At 60.5% G+C, this 22,664-nt stretch carries 20 protein-coding genes and 1 tRNA gene; 2 read left to right on the top strand and 19 right to left on the bottom strand.

Annotated elements, in window-relative coordinates:
- Positions 1–23: 23 nt before the first annotated feature.
- The 4 genes from AC1DPR_RS02950 to rsfS all read right to left on the bottom strand — a co-directional run bounded on the left by AC1DPR_RS02950 (position 24) and on the right by rsfS (position 3,944).
- Positions 24–1,346, bottom strand: a complete 1,323-nt coding sequence (locus AC1DPR_RS02950) for a S41 family peptidase (RefSeq protein WP_018855940.1) — start codon at positions 1,344–1,346, stop codon at positions 24–26.
- Positions 1,336–2,790, bottom strand: coding sequence for a murein hydrolase activator EnvC family protein (locus AC1DPR_RS02945; RefSeq protein ID WP_477815732.1), 1,455 nt, complete (start codon positions 2,788–2,790; stop codon positions 1,336–1,338). The genes AC1DPR_RS02950 and AC1DPR_RS02945 overlap by 11 nt, the downstream gene beginning before the upstream one ends.
- A gap of 118 nt (positions 2,791–2,908) precedes the next feature.
- Positions 2,909–3,391, bottom strand: coding sequence for a 23S rRNA (pseudouridine(1915)-N(3))-methyltransferase RlmH (gene rlmH, locus AC1DPR_RS02940; protein WP_477815731.1), 483 nt, complete (start codon positions 3,389–3,391; stop codon positions 2,909–2,911).
- A gap of 109 nt (positions 3,392–3,500) precedes the next feature.
- Positions 3,501–3,944 carry a ribosome silencing factor gene (rsfS, locus tag AC1DPR_RS02935; protein WP_018855943.1) on the bottom strand — a complete coding sequence of 148 codons (444 nt, stop codon included), beginning with the start codon at positions 3,942–3,944 and terminating at the stop codon, positions 3,501–3,503.
- Between the two features lie 204 nt (positions 3,945–4,148).
- Between rsfS and AC1DPR_RS02930 the strand changes: the two genes are divergently transcribed.
- Positions 4,149–4,520 carry a winged helix-turn-helix domain-containing protein gene (locus tag AC1DPR_RS02930; RefSeq protein WP_018855944.1) on the top strand — a complete coding sequence of 124 codons (372 nt, stop codon included), beginning with the start codon at positions 4,149–4,151 and terminating at the stop codon, positions 4,518–4,520.
- Here AC1DPR_RS02930 and modC read toward each other — a convergent pair whose 3' ends face one another.
- The 11 genes from modC to rplU all read right to left on the bottom strand — a co-directional run bounded on the left by modC (position 4,521) and on the right by rplU (position 14,040).
- Positions 4,521–5,588: a molybdenum ABC transporter ATP-binding protein gene (modC, locus tag AC1DPR_RS02925; protein WP_477815730.1), complete on the bottom strand. Its 1,068-nt coding sequence runs from the start codon at positions 5,586–5,588 to the stop codon at positions 4,521–4,523. It abuts the gene before it with no gap.
- Complete coding sequence (modB, locus tag AC1DPR_RS02920; RefSeq protein ID WP_018855946.1) at positions 5,585–6,286, bottom strand: molybdate ABC transporter permease subunit; 702 nt, start codon at positions 6,284–6,286, stop codon at positions 5,585–5,587. Before modB ends, modC begins: the two co-directional genes overlap by 4 nt.
- A 74-nt stretch (positions 6,287–6,360) precedes the next feature.
- Positions 6,361–7,146, bottom strand: a complete 786-nt coding sequence (gene modA / locus AC1DPR_RS02915) for a molybdate ABC transporter substrate-binding protein (protein ID WP_113469684.1) — start codon at positions 7,144–7,146, stop codon at positions 6,361–6,363.
- 481 nt (positions 7,147–7,627) lie between these two features.
- Positions 7,628–8,221 (bottom strand): nicotinate-nucleotide adenylyltransferase, encoded by a 594-nt coding sequence (locus tag AC1DPR_RS02910; RefSeq protein ID WP_477815768.1) that lies wholly within the window; start codon positions 8,219–8,221, stop codon positions 7,628–7,630.
- Between the two features lie 37 nt (positions 8,222–8,258).
- The gene (locus AC1DPR_RS02905) at positions 8,259–9,542 is read right to left on the bottom strand and encodes a glutamate-5-semialdehyde dehydrogenase (RefSeq protein ID WP_018855949.1); all 1,284 of its coding nucleotides are present in this window, start codon (positions 9,540–9,542) and stop codon (positions 8,259–8,261) included.
- A complete protein-coding gene (proB, locus tag AC1DPR_RS02900; RefSeq protein ID WP_477815729.1) occupies positions 9,535–10,704 on the bottom strand; it encodes a glutamate 5-kinase in 1,170 nt (389 codons plus the stop codon). Before proB ends, AC1DPR_RS02905 begins: the two co-directional genes overlap by 8 nt.
- Entirely contained in the window at positions 10,691–11,773 is a 1,083-nt protein-coding gene (obgE, locus tag AC1DPR_RS02895; RefSeq protein ID WP_477815728.1) for a GTPase ObgE, read from the bottom strand. Before obgE ends, proB begins: the two co-directional genes overlap by 14 nt.
- Before the next feature lie 277 nt (positions 11,774–12,050).
- Positions 12,051–12,638 carry a GNAT family N-acetyltransferase gene (locus AC1DPR_RS02890; protein ID WP_026371617.1) on the bottom strand — a complete coding sequence of 196 codons (588 nt, stop codon included), beginning with the start codon at positions 12,636–12,638 and terminating at the stop codon, positions 12,051–12,053.
- Entirely contained in the window at positions 12,635–13,291 is a 657-nt protein-coding gene (locus tag AC1DPR_RS02885) for a GNAT family N-acetyltransferase (RefSeq protein WP_026371618.1), read from the bottom strand. The genes AC1DPR_RS02890 and AC1DPR_RS02885 overlap by 4 nt, the downstream gene beginning before the upstream one ends.
- 126 nt (positions 13,292–13,417) lie before the next feature.
- A complete protein-coding gene (gene rpmA / locus AC1DPR_RS02880) occupies positions 13,418–13,687 on the bottom strand; it encodes a 50S ribosomal protein L27 (protein ID WP_018855954.1) in 270 nt (89 codons plus the stop codon).
- 35 nt (positions 13,688–13,722) lie between these two features.
- Positions 13,723–14,040 (bottom strand): 50S ribosomal protein L21, encoded by a 318-nt coding sequence (gene rplU / locus AC1DPR_RS02875; RefSeq protein ID WP_007528566.1) that lies wholly within the window; start codon positions 14,038–14,040, stop codon positions 13,723–13,725.
- 304 nt (positions 14,041–14,344) lie between these two features.
- Between rplU and AC1DPR_RS02870 the strand changes: the two genes are divergently transcribed.
- Positions 14,345–14,434, top strand: a tRNA-Ser gene (locus AC1DPR_RS02870).
- Between the two features lie 188 nt (positions 14,435–14,622).
- Here AC1DPR_RS02870 and AC1DPR_RS02865 read toward each other — a convergent pair.
- From AC1DPR_RS02865 to bcsA, 4 genes are read right to left on the bottom strand one after another with little or no spacing between them, the layout of a single operon-like run.
- Complete coding sequence (locus AC1DPR_RS02865) at positions 14,623–16,926, bottom strand: cellulose synthase (RefSeq protein ID WP_477815727.1); 2,304 nt, start codon at positions 16,924–16,926, stop codon at positions 14,623–14,625.
- A complete protein-coding gene (locus AC1DPR_RS02860; protein WP_018855956.1) occupies positions 16,923–17,972 on the bottom strand; it encodes a family 8 glycosyl hydrolase in 1,050 nt (349 codons plus the stop codon). Before AC1DPR_RS02860 ends, AC1DPR_RS02865 begins: the two co-directional genes overlap by 4 nt.
- The gene (locus AC1DPR_RS02855; protein ID WP_018855957.1) at positions 17,969–20,443 is read right to left on the bottom strand and encodes a cellulose biosynthesis cyclic di-GMP-binding regulatory protein BcsB; all 2,475 of its coding nucleotides are present in this window, start codon (positions 20,441–20,443) and stop codon (positions 17,969–17,971) included. The genes AC1DPR_RS02860 and AC1DPR_RS02855 overlap by 4 nt, the downstream gene beginning before the upstream one ends.
- Positions 20,443–22,632 carry a UDP-forming cellulose synthase catalytic subunit gene (gene bcsA, locus AC1DPR_RS02850; protein WP_018855958.1) on the bottom strand — a complete coding sequence of 730 codons (2,190 nt, stop codon included), beginning with the start codon at positions 22,630–22,632 and terminating at the stop codon, positions 20,443–20,445. Before bcsA ends, AC1DPR_RS02855 begins: the two co-directional genes overlap by 1 nt.
- Between the last annotated feature and the right edge of the window lie 32 nt (positions 22,633–22,664).

Below are 22,664 nucleotides of genomic sequence, written 5' to 3'. Positions count from 1 at the left end.
CGGCCTGACGCCTCAAATTGCAATTACTTGGCGCTAACGGCCTTGTCCGGATTGGGCGGGAAGGACGGGTCCGTCTTCTTGCCGCGAAGCAGGTCAAGCGCGTAGTTGAGCTGAACGTCGTCCTTCGGATCCGGCGGAATATAGGCAACCGAACCGGAGCCTTCGTCCGTCTCGCTCTGGCCCTTGATGTGCCCACGCAGGCTGGACTCGCCTTCGGTGGTCATCTTGCCCTTCAGATCGTCCGGCAGCGGCTCTTCGACCTTGATATCCGGCGTGATGCCGGTGCCTTGGATCGAGCGGCCCGACGGCGTGTAGTAGAGCGCCGTCGTCAGTCGCAGCGCGCCGTTTTCGCCAAGCGGGATGATCGTCTGAACCGAGCCCTTGCCGAACGAGCGCGTTCCGAGAACGGTAGCACGACGCAGGTCCTGCAACGCGCCGGCAACGATTTCCGAAGCAGATGCCGAACCGCCGTTGATCAGGACGATTACCGGCTTGCCGTCCGTGAGGTCACCCGGACCAGCGTTGAAGCGGCGGGTCTCATCGGGATTGCGGCCGCGGGTGGAAACCACTTCGCCACGCTGCAGCAGCGCATCCGACACCTGGATCGCCTGGTCGAGCAGACCACCCGGGTTCAGACGAAGGTCGAGGACGTAGCCCTTCAGCTTGTCAGCCGGAACCGTCTTCTTGATCTTCTCGATCGCCTTCTCGAGATCGGGGTAGGTCTTCTCCGTGAAGGAGATGACGCGCAGATAGCCGACATCATCCTCGACGCGCGACTTCACGGCCTGCACAGCCACAACGTCGCGAACGATCGTCAGCTCTATAGGCTTGTCGGCACCCTTGCGGATCAGCGTCAGCTTGATCGGCGTGTTGACCGGGCCACGCATCTTTTCGACCGCGTCTTCCAGCTTCAGGCCGCGAACGGACTGACCGTCGATCTCGGAAATGTAGTCGCCAGCAAGAACGCCAGCCTTTGCCGCCGGCGTGTCGTCGATCGGCGTGATGACTTTGACGAGCTCGTCTTCCATGGTGACCTCAATGCCGAGACCGCCGAATTCACCCTTCGTCTGGGTCTGCATGTCAGCCGCATCCTTGGCATTCATGTAGCTCGAATGCGGATCCAGCGAAGAAAGCATGCCGTTGATGGCATTTTCGATGAGTTTGTCCTCGGCCGGCGGCGTCACATACTGTGCGCGCACACGCTCAAAAACGTCACCAAAAACGGAAAGCTCCTTGTAGGTGGAGGCTCCGGCCGCTTCCGCAGGCACGCCTGCCGAATAGATGACGCTCATCGCGGTCGCACCCATCAATGCGCCGACCAGAACAAGAGAAGCCCTACGAATCATTGCGTGCCTTTCCAGTGTCTTTAGCGGTCCACCAAGGCCGGGAATCGACCGGTTTTCCATCTTTTCGAAATTCAATGTAAAGCGTCGGACGGTTGGTTTCCAGCGCCAATGCTGTCGCGCTCGCCACTCTTTTCGCGCCCATGGCTGCAAGTGGCTCGCCGGAGAAGACGAACTTCCCCTGGCGCGTGCTGATCGTCTCCATTCCGGAGAGGACAAGGTGGTAGCCGTTGCCGGCATCGAGGATGATCATCTGGCCGTAGCTGCGAAAAGCACCCGCGTAAACGACAAGCCCATCTGCGGGAGCGGTAACCACCGTTTCCGGATTGGTGGCAAGCGTCATTCCCATCGCCTCATGGCCGGTTCCGTCGGCATCGCCGAACTGGCGGAGGATATCGCCTGCCACAGGCAATTCCAGCTTCGCCTTCAATTCTCCGAAGGGATATGCGGGCGCAATGCGGTTTTTATCAGGCACGCCGCTCTCCGCGAGGGCCTTGGCCTGGGCACGCTGCTCGTCGGTTAAGAGCTTGCGGTTTTCCTCGGCCTGGCGGGCCGCGGCGGCGGCGTCGCGAACCGATGCGATCTCGGTTTCCATCGATGCCACCAGTCCCTCGAGACTTGTTGCCTTGCTGGCAAGAACCTCCGACCGCTTCTTCTCCGCATCCAGTTCCGCCACGCTGCTGCGGCTCAGCTTCTCGTTTTCAGCGAGAAGCAAATCCATCCGGCGCTCTTCCTCGATGCTATTGGTCATCGTCGTGGTGAGCGCCGTTTTCTCCGCAGCGCTTGCCGTTTGCAACGCAGACAGGTTGGCAAGATCGGCGACGAGCTTGTCAGTTTCCTTTCGGATACCGGGAACCACCGCGCCGAGCAGGATTGCGCTGCGAACCGAAGCGAGCGCGTCGTCAGGTGTCACGAGAAGGGCCGGCGGCGGATTGCGGCCCATCCGCTGCAGGGCACCCAGCACCTCGGCCAGCAGGCCACGCCGCTCATGCAATGACCGGCGGACCGCGTCTTCCTTGACGCCGAGATCGGCCAGTTTCTTCTCGCTCTCCAGGATCTGCTTCTCGAGCGACTTGCGCCGCGCCGCGGAATCGATCAGCGCCTGGCGAACGCTGCTGGTGCTCTTGTCCAGATCCGCGATGCTCTTCTGAAGCTCCGCAACCTTATCGGACGAGAGGCTGATGGTCTTCGATAGGGCTTCAAGCTCGGCGCGCGTCTCGTCTCGCTTCTTCGCAAGGTCGGCCGCCGGATCGGGCGGCGGCTGGGCAACCGTTGCGCTTGCCAGGGCAGGGGCCTCCGGCGGCGAGATCCGCGCAGCTTCCGGCGCATCCTGCGCGAAGGCGCCGGAAGCGAAGGGGCGGTTCGCAACTGCCGCCACAGACACGCTCAAGCCTGCAGCCAAGGCCGACAGAATGACGTATTTTGGCTTGAACGCGCGTGTCGGCATACGAGCTTGAAATCCCTTCAAATCGCGCGGAGATTAAGCTGATTTGACATTCTTTGCCAGATCGATTGAGGGACTGAGCACACCAGGACGGACACGCTCACGTGAGCAACGCAATCCATCAGACGCGATGATAGGGGTGGCCGGAAAGGATCGTGACGGCTCGATAAAGCTGCTCGGCGATGAGCGTGCGAACCAACTGATGCGGCCAAGTCATCTTGCCGAGACAGAGGGTTGCATCGGCAACGTCGTATAGCGACGGATCGAGGCCATCGGCACCGCCGATGGCAATCATCAGGTCGCGCTTGCCCTGGTCGCGATAGTTTCCAAGGAGATCGGCAAAGCCTTCACTGTCCAGCGCCTTGCCGCGCTCGTCCAACAGGATGAGAACACTCCCCTCGGACAACGACTTCTGCAGCATCGCCGCTTCATCGCGCTTGCGCGTATCGGCATTCGACGCACGACTTTCAGCCACTTCGGCCACGCGGGAGAATTCGAGGCCGACCGCAGGACCGGTCTTGGCAAAGCGATCGAAATAGCGGGCCGCAAGATCCTTCTCGGGGCCGGACTTCAGCCGCCCCACCGCAAAAAGACCAACACGCATCATCCGCTCCCGCAGTTCGGCAACCGGCGGCACACACCTGCCGCCAGCCGGATTCGTCCGGCCAATAAATGCCGTCTATCAGGCCGCGGACACAGCGTCCAGCAGCCTGTTAGTGCACCGTTTCCTCGTCCATATCGGGCGCGGCCCACATCTTTTCGATGTTGTAGAACTCGCGTATTTCTGGACGAAAGACATGGACGATGACATCGCCGGTGTCGATCAGGATCCAATCGCCGCCTTCCTGACCCTCGACGCGGGCGCTTCCAAGGCCCTCGTCTTTGAGATCAGACAGCAGGTGGTCCGAGATCGCCATGACATGCCTGCTCGAGCGCCCGGAGACGACGACCATGAAGTCTCCCAGTGCCGATTTTCCAGCAATGTCGATGGTGACGATATCTTCAGCCTTAGAGTCCTCAAGGCTAGTGAGGACGGCGTGCAGGGCGCGGGCGGCAGCATCGGCGCCACGTTCCGGGCTCTTCGGGACAACGGCAAGCGTTTTTCCCTTGGCGTGTACTGTTGTCAGTGCTTTCCCTTTCTCGGAATGACAAAACATGCACATCACTGATTTGGTGACCAAATCATAGTTAAGATAGGCACCAAACCATTAACGTTTCAAGACGCGCACAATCACAAAGCGTGAACGACCATTTGACGCGATAGATCATCTGTGGATGAAAGACCGAATGTGGCCCGGCTGTGTACAGTCCTTGCAACCACACGTAAAGTAAGATCGTTTTCGACTATAGAAGACTTGCCGATGAAAAGCCCCGCCGTTGATACGCTCACACCGATACTCCGCATCAGTTTTCCTCATGAAGACCGCCTCGGGCGCGGCAAGATGGAACTGCTCGAACATATCAGGGAAACGGGATCGATTTCCGCGGCAGGCAGGGCGATGGACATGTCCTATCGTCGCGCCTGGTTGCTTGTCAGCGATATGAACCGGATGTTTCGCGAGCCCGTCGTCGAGTCCCAGCGCGGCGGCCCAAAAGGTGGAGGTGCGGCGCTGACGCCGTTCGGCGATGAGCTCCTCGCCCGCTTTCGCAAGATGGAGCAGATGATGAAAACCACTCTTGCGGAAGAACTGGCATGGCTGGAGGCCAACCGATCGCCTGAAAGCAATCGCTGATCATGGCTCAAGCGCGACCGTCTTTATCACAGCAAAAACAGGCGACCCAATCCGCACGCCCAGCCGCTCTGCCGAAAAGCTTGTGATCCGGGAAAGAATGGTGTCCCCACCGCAATCGACGAGAACGTCAATGGTCGCGTCGTCTGCCTGCGTCATGTTCTGAACGGTACCTTCAAGCACGTTGAGCGCGCTCAGCGCTTCCGGCTTTCTCATCGCCAGCATCACGTCGCGAGATGGAATGCGGACGCGAACGGGCTTACCGAGGTTTAGCATCGCTCCCGGGACGTGAAGCCGAGCTGATTTCAGGGCAATTGTCGCAATGCGGTGCTGCACGTCGAGGCTCTCCACCGTCCCTTCAAGAAGAGCCCCCGCATCACGCCGCTCGAATGATGCAGGCGGATGGCTTAGCACATCCACGGCTGAGCCGACTGCCTCCACCTTTCCGTCGCGCATGACCACGACCTGATTGGCGAGGCGGGCGACTTCGGCGATCGAATGACTGACATAGACGATCGGAATGTCCATCTCGTCGCGCAGGCGCTCGAGATAGGGCATGACCTCGGCTTTCCGGGCGTCATCCAACGCCGCCAGCGGCTCGTCCATCAACAGCAGACGGGGAGCCGAAAGCAGGGCTCGCCCAATGGCAACGCGCTGCTTCTCGCCACCGGAGAGCTTTTCCGGCCTGCGCTCGAGCAGGCTTTCGATGCCCAGCAACGAAACAATATGATCCAATCCCTCTGCCGAACCGGTGGCTCTGGCAAACCACCGGCCATAGGACAGGTTGTGACGGACACTGAGGTGCGGGAACAGCCGCGCCTCCTGGAAGACATAACCGAACCTCCGTCGATGCTTGGCGACAAAGATCCGCCGCTCGGTATCTGTCAGGACTTCGCCATCGAGGACGACCTGGCCCGCGTCGGGCCGCGCCAACCCGGCAATGATACGGATCATAGAGGTCTTACCAGAGCCGGAACGGCCGAAAAGCGCGGTGATCCCGCGCCCCGAGGTAAACGCGGAATCGAGCGCGAATGCACCAAGCCGCTGTTTTGCTTTCACGACAAGCGTCATTCCGGATCAATCCTCCGGCCGACGATGCGCGACAGCAATTCCGAGGCAAGCAAGGCAGCCATTGAAATCACGATAGCGACGAGCGTCAACCGCAGGGCGCCGGCATCACCACCCGGGACCTGCGTGAAGGAGTAGATCGCCGCCGAAAGCGTCTGCGTTTCCCCCGGGATGTTGGAAACGAAGGTGATGGTCGCTCCGAACTCCCCCATGGCCTTCGCAAAGGAAAGGATCATTCCTGCTATGATGCCAGGCAGGGTAAGCGGCAATGTTATCGTCATGAAAACCCAGAATGGGCTGGCTCCCAAGGTGCCGGCTGCCTCTTCCAGCTTTCGATCGACCGCTTCGATCGACAGCCGGATGCTGCGCACCATCAACGGAAAGGCCATGACCCCGCAGGCGAGCGCGGCACCCGTCCAGCGAAACGAAAACACGATGCCGAAGTAGTGATCGAGAAAGCTGCCGATCGGTCCGCGCCGCCCGAAAAGGATCAGCAAAATGAAGCCCGTGACGACAGGCGGGAGGATCAGCGGCAAATGAACGACACCGTTGAGAACGGACTTACCCCAAAACCGCCCCCGCGCCAGCAGCAGCGCAACGCCGATGCCGAATGGCAGGCTGGCCAGCATCGCCACCACCGACACGCGCAGGCTGAGCAAGATTGCCGTCCATTCATCATCGCTCAGGCCGAGTGCGTCCAAGCCATTCTCTCCAAAAATAGAAGGCCCGTATCGACGGGCCTTCTCACGCTATGTCTTCGTGCGAGAATTCGCAATCATTTCAAGATGGTGAAGCCCTGCTCGGTAAAGAAATGAGCCACCTTTTCCGATTTCAGGAAGTCGAGGTATGCCGCGGCGTCTGGGTTCTTGCTCTCGGACAGAATAGCGACCGGATAAATGATCGGCGGGTGCGAATCCGCCGGGAAGGTGCCGACAACGGCAACGCCCGGGTCCGCGGAGGCGTCGGTCTGGTAGACAACGCCATAGGGCGCCTCGCCGCGCGATACCAACGCGAGCGCGGCGCGAACGCTTTCAGCTCCGGCAACCTTCGCCTCAACCGAGGGCCAGACGCCCAGCGCTTCAAGCGCAGCCTTGCCGTACTTGCCGGCCGGAACCGACTTCACCTCACCCATGGCGAGCTTGCCATCACCGAGCAGCGTGGCGAGCTCGAAGCCCTTTTTGATCTCGACCGGCTTGGCGTGGTCCCTGGTTGCGACAAGTACGATTCGGTTGCCCAAAAGATTGGACCGGCTGTCGGCCTTGATCAGATTCTTCTTCGCAAGATAGTCCATCCAGTCCAGGTCGGCGGAGATGAAGATGTCGGCGGGTGCGCCGCCTTCAATTTGCTTTGCAAGCGCTGAGCTCGCAGCATACGAGGCGACGGCCTCCTTGCCGGCTTCCTTCGCCCACGCGGCATTCGCTGCATCAAGGGCGTTCTTCAGGCTGGCCGCTGCAAAAACGCTGACCTTTTCCGCAGCGGCGGCTGGCGTTGCGGCAACGCCTAAGAAGACAGCCGAAATGGCTGTGACGGCAAATTTCATCCATTGGCGACGACTGTGCATGATCTCTCCCGAAGCTTTGGAAATATCTGTAGAAATATAACGTCGCTTGCGACTTGGCTAGCGCTATATTTTGGCAAGCATAACCGTCTGCGCGTCTCAGACTTCACACATTCGTGATGCGCATGACTGCGGAGATCCCAGTTCCAAAAACGGCGAAAATTCCCCGCCATTTTAGGGGGGAAACCGACAGGAGTTTGAAATCTCGACGAAAATCGTCTCGAATGCCAAAGAATTGGGCAAAATAGAGGAGGGTTTTGGCTACGGCCATGCTTGTAGCGCATTGCTGCAATGCAATGGACCCGCTTCAAGAATCCGGGGACTATGGTACAACACACTCATCGAACGGCGATCTCCTCCTCCCAAAGCCGTTGGATAGGATCGACAACACTCCTCCTCCCAGTTGTCGATCGAGTTTACGAAGCCCGACGGATCTCCTCCCCCGTCGGGCTTTTCATTTGTACGTCTTCCCTGAAAAGTCGAACTATTTTACGGTGCCGTTCGTAGCGCGGATAGCCGTCGAGCTATGACTGGAGCGCGGACCGTGTATGAAGGTCCAGGCTGGTGCCTGGCGCTTCCAGAGCGCGCGGGAATCATCTTCGTCAACGCGGGCAAAATCGAACGTCCTCGCCATCTTCGATGACAGGAACGACAGCGTGGAGCCCGGGCGGTCGATCACGGCAATCGGAAATGTGTTGACGATATCCTGCCAGCGTTGCCACTGATGGAAGGTCTTCAGGCTGTCGGCCCCCATGATCCAGATGAAATGGACATGTGGGTTGCGCGCCTTGACGCGCGCCAGCGTGTTTGCCGTGAAACTCGTCGCGAAATCGCGTTCGAACGCGGTGACCTTGATCGAAGGGGGTCGGGCTAGCCGCTCGCTCAGAGCGATGCGCTCGGCAAGCGGCAGCAGATGTCGCCGATCCTTCAGCGGGTTCCCGGGCGTGACCATCCACCATAGCTGGTCGAGGCCGAGCCGCTTGATCGCGATTTCGGCGACCAGCGCATGTCCGTCATGCGGCGGATTGAAGGAACCGCCGAAAAGACCGACCACCATGCCCCGCTCGCTATGCGGCATGCGAAGATGGCGCCGGTCGATTTCGTCGTTGATCACGTCAGGGCCGGGTCTGTCCGGTGCCGTGCACGCGGTATTTGAAGGAGGTGAGCTGCTCGACGCCGACAGGGCCGCGGGCATGCATCTTGCCGGTCGCAATGCCGATCTCGGCACCCATCCCGAACTCGCCGCCATCGGCAAACTGCGTCGATGCATTGTGCAGCAGGATCGCGGAATCAACCTCGGTGAAGAACCTCTGCACCACATCGGGATCGTCGGCAATCACCGCCTCGGTGTGGTTCGAGGAATAGGTCTGGATGTGCTCGATCGCACCCGAAATGCCATCGACGACAGCAACCGAAACGATGGCATCCAGATACTCGGTCGACCAGTCCTCCTCGGTGGCTGCCTTCGCGCCAGGCATTGCCTGGACGACCGCAGCCGAACCGCGGATTTCGCAACCGGCTCCAGCAAGGGCCTCCAGCAGCGGGCGAAGATGGCTCTTGGCCACGGCGCTGTCGACGAGAATCGTTTCCACCGCACCGCAGATACCGGTGCGCCGCATCTTGGCGTTGACGACGATCTCCTTGGCCATGCCGAGATCGGCCGATGCATCCACATAGATATGGCAAAGCCCCTCAAGGTGCGCGAAGACGGGCACCCTCGCCTCGTTCTGGACACGCGCAACAAGGCTCTTGCCGCCGCGCGGAACGATAACGTCGATCGCACCATCCAATCCGCGCAGCATCGCGCCGACGGCAGCTCGATCGGTTGTCGGCACGAGATGAATGGCATGCTCTGGAAGTCCCGCGGCCTTCAGGCCCTGCACGAGGCAGGCATGAATTGCGTGCGATGAGCGCCGGGAATCCGAGCCGCAACGCAGAATGACCGCATTGCCGGCTTTCAGGCAGAGCGCGCCGGCATCCGCCGTGACGTTCGGACGGCTCTCGAAGATCACACCGATGACACCGAGCGGCGTCCGAACGCGCTCGATCTTCAGTCCATTCGGGCGTTCCCAGGCGGCGATCACCTCGCCGACCGGATCCTTCAGCGCCGCGATCGCGCGGATACCCTCGGCCATCTCGGCAATGCGCTTGTCGGTCAGTGTCAGACGATCGACGAAGGATGCGAGCATGTCCGTGCCGGCGACATCTTTCAGATCCTTGGCATTCTCGGCGAGGATGTGATCCTTGTTGGCGAGGATCGCATCCGCCATGGCGTTCAGCGCCTTGTTTTTGGCTTCAGTGGACGCAAAGCCTAACGGTCGCGCCGCAGCCTTGGCCTTGCGGCCGATGTCATTCATCAGCGCGTCAATGTCAGGGCTCGGCGCAACTGTATCAAGCATAGCTTGTGTCCTTCTTCTGCCTTTCCGATTTTGAACTGATCTGCGACGTCATCACCATGTCATCGCGATGGATCATTGCCGCACGTCCCGCGTAGCCGAGGATTGCCTCGATCTCCGTCGACTTGCGGCCGGTAATCTGCCGCGCCTCTTCGGCATCGTAGCCAGCAAGTCCGCGCGCGATCTCCCGGCCATGCGGGCCGACGATCGCCACCGTATCGCCGCGGCTGAAAAGCCCGACAACCTTGCGAACCCCGGCAGGAAGCAGGCTCTTGCCGGCGCCGAGCGCAACAACGGCACCCTCGTCGACGTGGAGTTCGCCCGCCGGCTGCAACTGACCAGCAATCCAAGTCTTTCGCGCCGTGACGGGCGTCCCTGAAGGAGCAAACCAAGAGGAGCGCGCCCCATTCTCGATCGCCGAGAGCGGGCTGTCCGCCTTGCCTGAGGCGATGATCATTGCGCAGCCGGCCGTCGTCGCAATCTTGCCGGCGTCGATCTTGGTGCGCATGCCGCCACGCGACAGCTCGGACGCAGCGCCACCCGCCATCGCTTCGATTTCAGGCGTGATCTCGGCGATCGTGGCAAGAAATTCCGCCTGCGGATCGAGGTGCGGCGGCGCCGTATAGAGACCGTCAATATCGGACAGCAGAATCAGCAGATCAGCACCGGCCATGGTCGCGACCCGCGCAGCCAGGCGATCATTGTCGCCGTAGCGAATTTCGCTGGTAGCAACGGTATCATTCTCGTTGATAATCGGCACGGCGCCGATCTTCAGGAGCTGATTGATGGTGGCACGCGCGTTGAGATAGCGACGGCGCTCTTCCGTATCGCCGAGCGTCAAAAGGATCTGACCAGCAACGATCTCGTCGCGGGACAGACTTTCCGACCAGGCACGCGCCAGAGCGATCTGGCCGACGGCTGCCGATGCCTGACTTTCTTCGAGCTTCAGGGCTCCCGAAGGAAGATCGAGGACCGATCGGCCGAGAGCAATCGCGCCGGACGAAACAACAAGGACGTCGACGCCCTTGGCCTTCATGGCCGCAATATCGCGGCACATTGCGTCGAGCCACGCCTTCTTCAGACCGGTCTTGCGATCGACGAGGAGAGCCGAGCCGATTTTAATGACGATGCGGCGATAGCGCTCAAGCGACTTACGCGTCGTCATGGGCCTCGCCTTCATCATCCGACACCGTATCGCGATGGCGGAGCTTCGGTGCCTTGGCGAGCTTTTCCGCCCCGCCGGCATTCGCCTCGACAATGACATCCCGCAAGGCTCGCAGCACTTCCGTCATGCCCTTGCCCGTCGCCGCGGAAATCTGGAACGGCGTCTTGCCGCAGGCCTTGGTCAGTTCCCTCGTCTTCTTCTTCAAGGTGGCGTCATCGAGAACGTCGATCTGCGACAGGGCGACGATCTCGACCTTTTCGCCAAGATCACTGCCATAGGCCTCGAGTTCGCGCCGGACGGTCGTGTAGGCCTTGCCGACCTTTTCCTCTTGCGAGGAAACGAGATGCAACAGAACGCGCGTACGCTCGACGTGGCCGAGGAAGCGGTCACCGATCCCGACGCCTTCATGCGCGCCTTCGATCAGCCCCGGAATGTCGGCAAGGACGAATTCCTGACCGTCAACAGTCGCGACACCCAGGTTCGGGTGCAACGTCGTAAAGGGATAATTTGCAATCTTCGGCCGGGCACGGGTGACGGCTGCAAGGAACGTGGACTTGCCGGCATTCGGCAATCCTACAAGGCCAGCGTCTGCAATCAGCTTCAAGTGCAGCCAGATTGTCTTTTCCTCACCGGGAAGACCGGGATTGGCCCAGTCCGGCGCCTGGTTGACCGAGGATTTGAAGTGCGCATTTCCGAAGCCACCATTGCCGCCGGTAGCGAGCCGGTAGCGTTGGCCTTCCTCGGTGAGATCGCAAATGAGCGTTTCCTTGTCTTCCTCGAAAATCTGCGTGCCGACGGGCACCTTAAGCGTCACGTGCTCACCATTGGCGCCGGTACGGTCCCTGCCCATCCCGTGCGTACCGATCTTGGCCTTGAAGTGCTGCTGGTAGCGGAAGTCGATCAGTGTATTGAGACCGTTGACCGCCTCGACCCAGACATCACCGCCGCGTCCGCCGTCACCGCCATCGGGGCCACCAAACTCGATGAACTTCTCGCGTCGGAACGAGACGCTGCCCGCGCCGCCGTCTCCGGACTTGATGTAGACTTTTGCTTCGTCGAGAAATTTCATCTTACTTCCATTGTGGCCGTTCATCGCTCCTCTTGCCGCTTTCGATATAGGCGGTTCAATCGGAGGTCAAAGGATTATCGTGAGGTTTGCGAGCTATAGCATACAGTACGGCTGCGGTCTTGATGGTATCTACGACCTCGACCGTTCGGCAACATCATCGCATCCAGCAACCTGAAATCCGCGAAGATCGACATAGCTCCGACCATTTCCGCATCTGGGTCGTTATTCGGTAGTTGGGGTTGAGGCGCCCCGACGATCGGGACGCCTCGCGTTCGTCTCAAGCAATCCTGGCCTGTTGCAGGGCACCCGGCTTCAGCATCGTCTCGACATGCGTGACCATGGTGTTGCGGGCGAAGCTGTAGATTTCGCTGCAACCGGTCATGCGGAAGCCGAGCCTTTCCTGCAGCTTCAACGAAGCCGGGTTGTCCGCGAAGACCCCGGAATGAACCGTCGTCTCCGGCATACGGCGCGAAAAGCGCTCCAGCACCGCCGTTACCGCCTCGCTCATATAGCCGCGCCGCCAGTAGAAGCGGTTCAGCCAGTAACCGAGGTGCCAAAGGCCATGGCGAAGCTCGATGGCGGCGACGCCGATATGAGCGTCGTCGCCAGTCGTGATGGCAAACTGCCAGTCGGCCATGCCACCCGCCGTCACCGGAACCAGCCAGTCGAGTGCGTCCTGCCTGTCATAAGGCGCAGGAACGCGCGCGAGCATGCGGGTAACGGCGAAGTCGGACAGCGTGTCCGCGATCGCATCGGCATCGCTCAGCCTGTGCGGGCGGAGCACCAGCCGGTCGGTGGTGATGACCGGCAATGGGCCGGGCGTCATCGACTGGCTCCTGGGTCTCTGAAGGCTGATCGCGTTCATAGGACGCTCCCCCAGCTTCTCAGCGACATCCAGGTCTTGCGGTCGAGCCTGTACCATTCGACGGGCACATTGCTGCCGAGAGCCAGCGATGCCGCCAACCCCGATCCCTGGAACTGGAAACCGCACTTCTGGATGACCCGCCGCGAAGCGACGTTCATCACCCGGCAACGAGCATCGATCTGATCGACATCCTGCCGCGTGCGAAAGACCATATCGACCAAAGCATGGCATGCCTCGGTCATAAAGCCTTGATTCCAGTACGGTTCTCCAAGCCAGTACCCGATCTCGACGGTCCGCCCGTCAAGATGCGGTTCGACCCCGCAGCACCCTACAAAGGCGCCGTTCTCGGCCTTGGTGATCGCATAGACGCACTTGCCAATCTCGCCATTTTTCGTGCGTCGCACGAAGTCGGCGGCATCATTGGCCGTGTACGGGTGCGGCATGCGCGACACCATGGTGGCGACTTTGGCGTTGTTGGCGAGATGGGCAAGGGCGTCGATGTCTTCTTCGTGCGGTGCGCGCATGACGAGCCGCTCCGAGAGTAAGACAGGGCAATCGGTCCTTAACCGCTCCGGCCTCAGCCGTTCCTTGGGAGACCGCTGGTCTTCCCTGAAAGACCGCGATTGGCCTTCCCTCAATAGTTCGCCTTGCATGTTCAGTCCTCCTTCGTTGGACAAGAAAAAAGGGGAGATGGCGCCCCATCTCCCCTGTTTTCTGGACTGAACCTGATACGCTCAGCCGGGTCGATGAGACGCCGGCTGTTTTAGAGCGCTACCGGCTTATTCCGCTGCTTCCGCTTTCGGCATTACAGACACGTACACGCGGCCATTGGCCTTCGTACGGTAGTTCACATTGCCGGCCGTAAGCGCAAAAATGGTGTGGTCCTTGCCGAGGCCGACGTTGGCGCCCGGATGCCACTGCGTACCGCGCTGACGCACGATGATGTTGCCTGCGATGACGGTTTCGCCACCGAACTTCTTCACGCCAAGGCGCTTGGATTCGGAATCACGACCGTTGCGCGATGAACCGCCAGCTTTTTTGTGTGCCATTGGTGTTCTCCTTTAAACCTTAAAGTCCCGTGATCTTACTTGGCAGCCACGATGTCCGTGATACGGACAACAGTGTGGTGCTGGCGATGGCCGCGCGAACGCTTCGAGTTCTGACGACGGCGCTTCTTGAAGGCGATGACCTTCTTGCCGCGGTTGTGCTCGACCACTTCGGCCTTGACGGAAGCGCCCTTGACGAAGGGAGCACCAATCGCAGCGTCGGCGCCTTCGCCGATTACGAGGACTTCGGTGAATTCAATTGCGTCGCCAGCGGTTGCTTCAAGCTTCTCGATGGTCAGCACGTCGTTTGCCGCCACACGGTACTGCTTACCGCCGGTCTTGATGACTGCGAACATTTTTTATCCTTTCATGTTCGTTCCGGCTCGTGCCCGCCAATCAGCAGGTGGCCGTCTTTTTATCAGTCGAGGTTAAGCAGGGATTTCAAAGGCTTTGACCCAGAACTCTCGCTGCCGGTGATCTGCCTCGCGAGCGCGAAGCAGGCAAGGCGCGGACTTATCCACACCTATTGCGCAGCCGAGATACGCGAGCATAAAAAAACTGTCAAGGCAAAAGGATGAAAAGCTTTGAGATTTCGTCTTGCCAGCCCGTCATTCTGTCGCTATGTAGCCCCCCGCGCCGAATAAGCGCCGACCTGACCGCGGAGAGGTGGCAGAGTGGTCGAATGCACCGCACTCGAAATGCGGCATACCTGCAAGGGTATCGTGGGTTCAAATCCCACCCTCTCCGCCATTTTCCCCAATTAGCTGCCTTGTTGTGGTTTTCTCTAACTCCGGCGGCGGAGCCCGTCTTGGTAACGAGTCGGATCCAGCGCGTGAAGTGCGCCCGGCGACCATGCTCGCGGCGACCGCGTGAGCTGCACGCTGAATGGCACCGCTCACGCCAACATGCATGCGCCAGCAGAGCAATCCTCGTTATCGCTAATCGACGGTATCAGGATGCGTCGATGCCTTCAGATCGGCCAGACCGCGGTTTGCATCCTTGTTGCCGGTCGAGGCCGCGGCAGTGAATATCCGCTCGGCATCGCCGTACATCTTCATGTTCAGGTAGGCATATCCGCGCAGCACCATCAGATCGATCGGTTCCTGGCGAAGCTGGGCGCGCTGATCGAGATATATCAAGGCCTCGCGATAGCGCTTTGCATCGAAGGCGGCGAGAGCTCGGTCGGCCAGGATCGCAATCTGCAATTCGGCCGCGCGCTGTTGCGTCTGCGGTGCCTTCGTCGCGGCTACGGCAGCATTGTTGGATAGGCCGGCGCGCAGGAAGGCGAGGCTCTGGCCGTAGGCTGCGTCCTCGCGCGTCTTGCGGTTTGAACTGGCGAGCGCTGCGTCGAAAGCCTTGGCTGCCTCCATCGGACGATTGATGTCCATCAGGCACCAGCCCCGTGACAGTGCGGTTTCCGGATCGAGCAGTTGCGCATTGACCGTGGTCGTGCATCCGCGCAGTTGTCGTGCACCGCGGCGAACCGTGACCGTTTGCATCGCAGGCTGGCGTACGACCTCGGTGACGGCTGGCGGGTTTGCACTTTCGATGCGCTCCGGCGGTGCCCGGACAATCTCCGGTGACGCTGCCGTTGGACCTTGCGGCACCATCTGCCCGGGAGGAGCGGGCAGGGAAGGTGTTGTGGTCCGATGGTTCGTGGCCTCACCCAACTGTGCGATGCGCTCGGACCTGCCACCCCACAGGCGCTGGATCTCAGCTACGCCCGCCCGGTCCCGCAACTGCTGGCGCGTGATGGCCAATCCGTAAGCGGACGGTTCGTCATCCGGCTTCCAGCGTAGCGCCGTCTCGAACCAGCGCGCCGCTGTTTGCGGTTGATTGAGAGTGCGGGCAAACCAGCCGAATTGCTGTGCCGTCGGCACATATTTCTGGGCAATGATTTCGCTGGCGATGCGCGAAAGTACCTCTTCGCTGAGGTTGGCAGGCGGCTGCAGGGCCATCAGGTTCGCCGTCGCAGCAAGATATGTCGCGGTCGCATCCTTGGAGGCACCACGCCACTTGTACATGACGTCCTCCGCCTCTTGCGGTTTCTTCTCGGCAATCAGCGCCAGCGCCAGACCCTGGGAAGCGATTGCCGAGTCTTCCTTCTCCCGCGCTGCCCGAAACCATCTTTCCGCATCGGGATAGTTTTCCCGGCGAAGCTGGTACCAGCCGAGAAGAAGGCTGTCGGATGCCAGCCGCTCCGTTTCAGCAAGTCGTTGCACGATTGAAAGATAAGCCGGCGCCACAGCCAGATCGGGGTCACCGTTGCCGGCGGCGACAAAGCGGCGGGCAAGCTCATTGCGAATGCCATCGAATTCGCGGCCGCCGTTGCCATCGGGGCGTTCAAGCGCCAGGAGATCCTGCATCACTGCGTAGGAAAGCAAGGCGGCCGCCTTCTGAATGGTCGCCACACGCTCTTGCGGATTTGTGCAATTCTTCAGGATATAGACATAGGCATCCCGGGCGCGCGGTGCGCGATCGGTCTTCGCGAAAGCTTCGGCAACCCGCCATAGCACGTCGATGTCGCTGCATGTCAGGAGGCTCGGTGTATTGGCGCCGATCTGGACGACGGTTGCATATTGCTTCAGGTCCGACGCATTGACGAGGCGCGCGCGGGCCTCGGCGACATCCAGCCGGTCAAGCAGGTCAGGCGGCGGCTGCCATCCCGATTCGGACGCCTGCCGGTCGGCAATCGCCTTGCGGAGTTCCGCGTAGCGTCCCTCCGAATACAGTTGCCACATCTGCTCCAGCTGCCTGTCGCCACTCTGCGGAACGGCCAGAGGATCGGCGGGCGGCACCCAGTTCGGGTACAGCGCCTGAAGCCGCGCGATCTCGGCCTGCAGGCGCGCCTTGTCGCCGCGGCTGGCGAAATAGCGCAAGGCACTCTCATCGACTTTCGGCTGGGCTGACTTGGCTGGCTGAGCCGCCGTAGGCTGCTGTTGAGGCGCCTGCGCGACCATCAACGACTTTTCGGCCTCGTCACCGGCGGTCTCACCCTGTTGAGGAAGCGGCGGAACCAGTGTTGCTGCGTGTAGCCGATCGGCAATGGCCTGGACGTCGATCTGCGGCTTGGGACTGGTTTCCGGTCCCGTGACACGTCCCATGAGCATAAATTGTGGCGCAGCTGCGTGACCCGACTGCCCGAAGCCCAGCATCTCCTGAAGTGCCACGCGGTCCCTCAGGGCGGTCACCAGACCAGCCACCGCCACCGCAACGACAATTGCAACGGATGAGGATTTCACAGACACTCCGGATGCTTCTCCCCGACAAATGCCAACCCAAGAAGATGAAGGGTCGATGGATAGTAGAGCGACGGCTCAAAATGCTGCGACGACTCAGGCAGCTTGGTTCCTTCCGTCACACAGGCCACGACATCGTTAACAATTCGATAACCCGGGTCCGACAGCAGCGCCTTCGGCTTGCCGGACGAGAGGTCGATTGTCGCCGGAGTGCCCTCCTCGGCGGTCATTCCCTTTCGCAATCTTGACAGCAGAGCCTTGTCCGAAACTCCCGCGCGCACGAGATAGAGCGGGATGCGCAGGCTGTTGTATCCGAATTCCGCGTCGAAGCCGGCTGCGGGCTCCGGCATGCGATTGAGGCTCACCCAATCGGCGGGCAGTTTTCGTGGTCCGAACTGCATGGCCTGCAGCAGCTGCAGACCGTCGTCCGACAGCTTCTGCCAGGCGTTGGACGGGGCCAGGAGCGCCATGACCGGGATCGCCTCATACACCCAGTAGGAGGGATTGATGACGGGGCCGTCCTTGCGATCAGGGGAATTGAAACCGCTGACGCCAGGGAGCAACAGGGTGTGTCCGTTTGAACTGATGACGACATGCGAAAGAAGGGCCTGAGCCATCTTCGCAGCCGCCTCCATATAGTCGGTCTTGTTCCACGCAGACCCCGCAAGGGCCAACGCATAGGCGATCAGCAGATCGCCATCCGATGCATTGTTGCTATCGGTGACATGCGGCGTGACGGCAGGATCCCATCTCCAGGCGGCCAGGCCGTCATCGCGCAGCAACAGTTCGGTGCGCGTGAAGTACCATATCTGTTCGAAGTCAGCTGGGTTGTTGGCAAGGTAGGCAAGCAGCAGGCCGTAACCCTGGCCTTCGCTGTGGCTGATATTGCCGTTGCCATCATCGACGATGCGGCCGCTGGCATCCAGGAACTTCGCCTTGTAGGCGCCCCATGCCTGCGGGCTAATTCCGGGACCTTGCGCCTGCGCGGGCTGGCAGACAGCAACAACCGCGAAGCTTGCGGCGCAGAGCAGTTTCAGCAACCTCTTCATTCGCGCCTGCCCAGCCGGGAAAGCATGCTTGCCGTGGTAACACCGATCAGCAGCGAAAGGACGACCAGAAGGAAGGCGTAGGACAGTATGTTCGTTGATAGCCAGTTCGCAGCAATCAGGCGATAATTTGAGAGGGACCAGGGCTGAGAGGCCACGAAATCGAAGCGACCGACCGGGACGCTTTCGACCTTGCCGGTCTTGCTGGAATAGGTGGTGATATGACCTGCGATCTGCGGCCAGTTGACCTGTGTGGTAACGGCTTCGGCGCCCTCGCGCAGGTCCTTGGCGGAAGGAGCCGTTACAATCGTCCAGGAGGATCCCCCGGCAGCGCTTTTGCCCTGAGCGATCAAGAAGCTGTCGTCGTTCGAGGGCGTGAAGACTTCCTCGGACCCTGGTACGAACTGCAGTGAACTCAGCGAAATGTCGAAGTTGCGGCGCAGCCACTCCTGAAATGATGTGATCTGCCCGCGCCATACCCCGCCGCTGACCTTGGAGCGCCAATCGTCAAAGGTCACAGAAGGCTCGGTCTGGTTCGATTGGACGGCGGCGGGCGGTCGCCAGGACGCCTGACTGGTCGTTGCTACATTCAACTGCGTCAACACGGCCGGCGGCATCTGCGAGATCGAGCCGATGAAAATCGCATCCCGTTCGCCGATGGCGCCCGGTGTCGCGGCCGGTTCAATGTCGAGCGGGCGGCCGGCAACCACTGCCATTTGCCCGAGTAGCGTGGCCGTCGCCGACAGCGTGTCGCTATCAATCCGGTCGATGAACAGCGGAATGGGCTGTGTCGCGCGATTGTAGGGATAGCCAGTCCCTGACAGTCCGGCGAGGTTTGGTCGCTGCCCGATGCGGGCAAAGTCCGGAATGTGAATCTCGCTGGTGTCGAAGAGCGCAAAGCGCGGCGTGGTACCGGCCGTCGTGCCCGGCACGCATATGTCGTCCTCTTTCGTCATCAGGATGGCTTCGAGAGACAGTGTGTTTAAGCCCGGCTTGAAATGCCGCATCGTCACGCGAATGGGCAAGTGCCGGAAGATGCCCCCACCCGTTGATGAAATCGGCACCGTTGAAGCGATGTTGCCGTTGACGTAGATGTCGATATGGCTGCCGGGCAGGACATTCTGCGTGAAGGCGGCGTCCAGCAGTACCGTCGCATCGCCATAGGCGTTCGCGTAGAAATCAGACGGCACGGCGATGTTGAAACTGGTCCGGAAGCGTCGTCCCGAAAATTCCGTTGTCTTCACGCCCAACTGCGCAAATGTCAGGTTTGTGGCCGAGAGAACAAGCGGTGCATCCGGTGCGCTCCAACGCTGGGTTACCAACGTATCGCGAATGGCGGTCGCGGGCCGATCCACCGTCGACACAATGGTTTCAATCGCGGCCGAAATTGCGGGCCAGGACGGGCCGCTGATCAAAAGAACGGGTGCCCCCGACTTCGGGTCGGTCACAAAGGAGGCCAGCGGCGCCGCTTGCGCGGCCGGCGGGGGGGCGAAGAATGGTTGGAGCTCTGCCGGCGTTCCGACAACCACAGTCATGCGCCCGGGACCAGACTGGGGCAGTGCATCCGCGCTGAAGGAGAATGTCTCGTTCGGCATGCCGCTCAGAACCGAGAGTCCCTGGGCAAGGCGCAGAAGAGGTTTTGTCGTGCCTGGCTGCTCGAGTGCCGGTACGACAAAATTGAACTGCGTCCTGCCGGTTTCATCGACGCCGATCGCGCGAATGGCGTCCGTGCTGGAAAACTTCGCTGCCTCTTGACCGCTGAAGCTCAGATAGGTCTTGGCCGGGTCGATATCCGTCCAAAGCTCGTAGGTCGATTCAATGGTACAATCGGTGCGGTGGCGTTGTGTGGCTTCGAATGTCAGAAGATTTGCGCCCGGTTGCAGCAGTCCCGCTGGGACATCAAAGGAGACATTCGATGGTGCATCCGGTGAGGCGATCGCCTGTTGGCCGACGATCCGATTGTTCAGAAGAACGGTCAGTTGTGACGCCTCCGGGGCGACAACAACCGCATTCTGATAGGCGAAGTTGAACTTTGCAGGCGCGGCGGCCTGCTCCGGCGTGATGTAGACCGACCACGACTTGCGATCATACTCGCCATCCAGGCCGAGCTTGGCGAACGGAACAACATATCTTCGAAGCGCGGCGCTTAGGCTTGATTGGACGGCAGGCAGAGGGGGTGGCGTGGCAGTTTGTGGGCGAGGCGCTTCCACCTGCGCGGGCGGCGGTTGAGCCGCGGCTGGCGGTGAGGCGGGTGCGATGGCGAATGGTGGCGTCGGGTTAGCAGCGGGTGCAGGCGGCGTGGAGGGTGTTTGCGGGCCGGTCGCCGGCGCAGGCGTGGCCGGTAATGTCAGGCGCGGCACCATCGGGGCGCTCCCTTGCTCACGCTCGCCCGACATGTCGAAGGGCGCGGTCTGTGCATAGGCAACCGCGGAGGCGGAAAGGAGAAACGCCAGGATTGATGTGATCTTCCTCATCAGTTTCCTGCCTTCGCGACCTGATGCGGGCGCTCGCTCTCAGATCTCGTGCTCCGGAAGAGGTACACGAGGCCACGGCTTGTCTGATAGAGCGAAAGGCCGAGAAACCAGATTGTTCCTCGAATGAGGCCTGGGTTATGGCGTCGCGCCTGCTGGAACTGTGTCCACTGATCGGAATTCGCAAAGATCAGGTCGGCGATCAGGCGGTGGTCGAGCGCGCGCTTCGGAATGTATTGGCAGCCAACGGCCAGGATCTCGCCGGACGGCTGGATATTGCGGACGATTAGGGGGAGTGTTTCCATGCTTGCGCCGCTATGAGGCTGAAAGCGAATTTCCCCCTCGGTCCCGATCACCATGGGATCCAGCTGCTTGTTGAAAACATGCAGTCGCGCGCCGTGCACCGACACGTCTTCGATCGATGCCGTGTACCACTTGCCACCGACCCCGAATTCACAACGCCGGTTCACACGCACGCGTCGGGACGCAGCCCGCTCGCCACGTTCGGACACGACCCCGAGGGCACAGCCGGCCATAATGAGGTTGATGACGTTCCAGCCACCGACCACCAAGGTCACATCGGCCTTATATGGCTCGGCATAGATGCGATAGATGGTCACCGCCAGAGCAATCAGCTGGACAGCAAAGATCACGAAGAACGGCCGGCTGATTTCCGATAAGCGGCTGACGGCAATCGACTCGTCCTTCGCCGTCACCTTGAAGGTTGGCTTGCGCGGATTGAGCATGACCGAAACCACCGCCGGGAGCAGGTGGACCGTCTGGACATACTCGTAGAGCTCCGAGATCCACGGCCAGCGGAAGGACCCGTAGAGATAGTTCTGCATCATCAGGTTCACGAGCATATAGGCAAGCGTATAGGCCAAGAACTCGCCGCCCGATGCCGTGAAGATCTCAAGATCGAAGAAGAGATAGAAAAGCGGCGCGAACAGGAAAATCGTACGCGGGAAGGGGAAGAGCCAGAAGAGCGTCGACGACATATAGCAAAGGCGTTGCGGCAGTGTCAGGCCACGCTTCAGCAGCGGGAAACGGAAACGCAAGATCTGCATCATTCCCTGCGCCCAGCGGCTGCGCTGGCCGATGAAGCTCGCAAATGTCGCGGGCTGCAGCCCGGCGATCAGCGGCTTGTCCACATAGATGCTGTTCCATCCGCTGCCATGAAGCGCAAGCGCGGTTTCGCAATCCTCGGTGATGCTGATGCCGCTGAAGCCTCCCTGGGATTCGAGCGCCCTCCGGCTAAGGACGGCGGCTGAACCGCAGAAGAAGGCGGCATTCCATTTGTCGAGACCGCGCTGGATGATGCCGTAAAACATCTCGTTCTCGCTCGGCATCCTCTCGAAGGTTCGAAGATTTCGTTCGAGCGGATCCGGATTGATGAAGAAATGCGGGGTCTGGACAAGAAACAGCTTCGGATCGTCGTCGAAATAGCCGACGGTTTCGAGCAGGAAGTCGCGTGCCGGCGCGTGGTCCGCATCGAACACGGCGATCAGCTCGCCGCTTGATTGCTTCATTCCGTTGTTGAGGTTGCCCGCTTTGGCATGCTCATTGCGGTCACGCGTGAGGTAGCGGACGTCGAGATCCTCGCAAAGCTTCTTGAGTTCGTCATGGCGCGCCACCGCGGCCTGGGCTTCGAGAAGCTTGTTGGAATTGCGCTTCTGCAGTGTACCACCGTCATCCAGCAGCCAGACGTGCAGTCTTTCGGCCGGATAATCCATGGCCTTTGCCGCGGCCAGCGTGTTGGCGAGAAGGTGGGAGTCCTCGTTGTAGGAGGGGACGAACACGTCGACATGCGGAAACCGCTCTTCCTTGCTCGCGCGCGATGGACGCGGAGGCAAGGGCGTGGCGACGATGAACAGGCTGAGTGCCAACATCGCCACGCTATACATTTCCGCGAGATAGAGCAGCAGGCCAGGGATGAAATTTTCCGGCTGGTTAATCGGCGGCAGCGTATTGGTCGTTCGCCAATAGACATAGCGAAGAACGATGGAGGTGCCAAAGGCAAGCGCAATCAGTCTCCAGGTGCCTTCAGCCTTCAGCCCCTTGATGATCGCCATCACGGCGACGACAACAAAGCTCGCGATCAGCTGTGTCTGCAGGTTCACAGGCAATGTGATCAGAACGATCACGCACAGAGAAACGAAGGCCCACGTAATGATGCTTCGGGCTTTATGCATCAACATCCCTTTGACAATGCGGGCCGGGCGCT

This window comes from Rhizobium sp. 01T417 (genome assembly GCF_056398905.1).
This window is presented reverse-complemented; position numbering and strand designations above follow the sequence as displayed.

What these genes read in the sequence shown, in the direction of transcription:
- AC1DPR_RS02950 (WP_018855940.1), bottom strand. Translation starts at nt 1,346, where the DNA reads ATGATTCGTAGGGCTTCTCTTGTTCTGGTCGGCGCATTGATGGGTGCG.
- AC1DPR_RS02945 (WP_477815732.1), bottom strand. Translation starts at nt 2,790, where the DNA reads ATGCCGACACGCGCGTTCAAGCCAAAATACGTCATTCTGTCGGCCTTG.
- rlmH (WP_477815731.1), bottom strand. Translation starts at nt 3,391, where the DNA reads ATGCGTGTTGGTCTTTTTGCGGTGGGGCGGCTGAAGTCCGGCCCCGAG.
- rsfS (WP_018855943.1), bottom strand. Translation starts at nt 3,944, where the DNA reads ATGTTTTGTCATTCCGAGAAAGGGAAAGCACTGACAACAGTACACGCC.
- AC1DPR_RS02930 (WP_018855944.1), top strand. Translation starts at nt 4,149, where the DNA reads ATGAAAAGCCCCGCCGTTGATACGCTCACACCGATACTCCGCATCAGT.
- modC (WP_477815730.1), bottom strand. Translation starts at nt 5,588, where the DNA reads ATGACGCTTGTCGTGAAAGCAAAACAGCGGCTTGGTGCATTCGCGCTC.
- modA (WP_113469684.1), bottom strand. Translation starts at nt 7,146, where the DNA reads ATGCACAGTCGTCGCCAATGGATGAAATTTGCCGTCACAGCCATTTCG.
- AC1DPR_RS02910 (WP_477815768.1), bottom strand. Translation starts at nt 8,221, where the DNA reads ATGCCGCATAGCGAGCGGGGCATGGTGGTCGGTCTTTTCGGCGGTTCC.
- AC1DPR_RS02905 (WP_018855949.1), bottom strand. Translation starts at nt 9,542, where the DNA reads ATGCTTGATACAGTTGCGCCGAGCCCTGACATTGACGCGCTGATGAAT.
- proB (WP_477815729.1), bottom strand. Translation starts at nt 10,704, where the DNA reads ATGACGACGCGTAAGTCGCTTGAGCGCTATCGCCGCATCGTCATTAAA.
- obgE (WP_477815728.1), bottom strand. Translation starts at nt 11,773, where the DNA reads ATGAAATTTCTCGACGAAGCAAAAGTCTACATCAAGTCCGGAGACGGC.
- AC1DPR_RS02890 (WP_026371617.1), bottom strand. Translation starts at nt 12,638, where the DNA reads ATGAACGCGATCAGCCTTCAGAGACCCAGGAGCCAGTCGATGACGCCC.
- AC1DPR_RS02885 (WP_026371618.1), bottom strand. Translation starts at nt 13,291, where the DNA reads ATGCAAGGCGAACTATTGAGGGAAGGCCAATCGCGGTCTTTCAGGGAA.
- rpmA (WP_018855954.1), bottom strand. Translation starts at nt 13,687, where the DNA reads ATGGCACACAAAAAAGCTGGCGGTTCATCGCGCAACGGTCGTGATTCC.
- rplU (WP_007528566.1), bottom strand. Translation starts at nt 14,040, where the DNA reads ATGTTCGCAGTCATCAAGACCGGCGGTAAGCAGTACCGTGTGGCGGCA.
- AC1DPR_RS02860 (WP_018855956.1), bottom strand. Translation starts at nt 17,972, where the DNA reads ATGAAGAGGTTGCTGAAACTGCTCTGCGCCGCAAGCTTCGCGGTTGTT.
- AC1DPR_RS02855 (WP_018855957.1), bottom strand. Translation starts at nt 20,443, where the DNA reads ATGAGGAAGATCACATCAATCCTGGCGTTTCTCCTTTCCGCCTCCGCG.
- bcsA (WP_018855958.1), bottom strand. Translation starts at nt 22,632, where the DNA reads ATGCATAAAGCCCGAAGCATCATTACGTGGGCCTTCGTTTCTCTGTGC.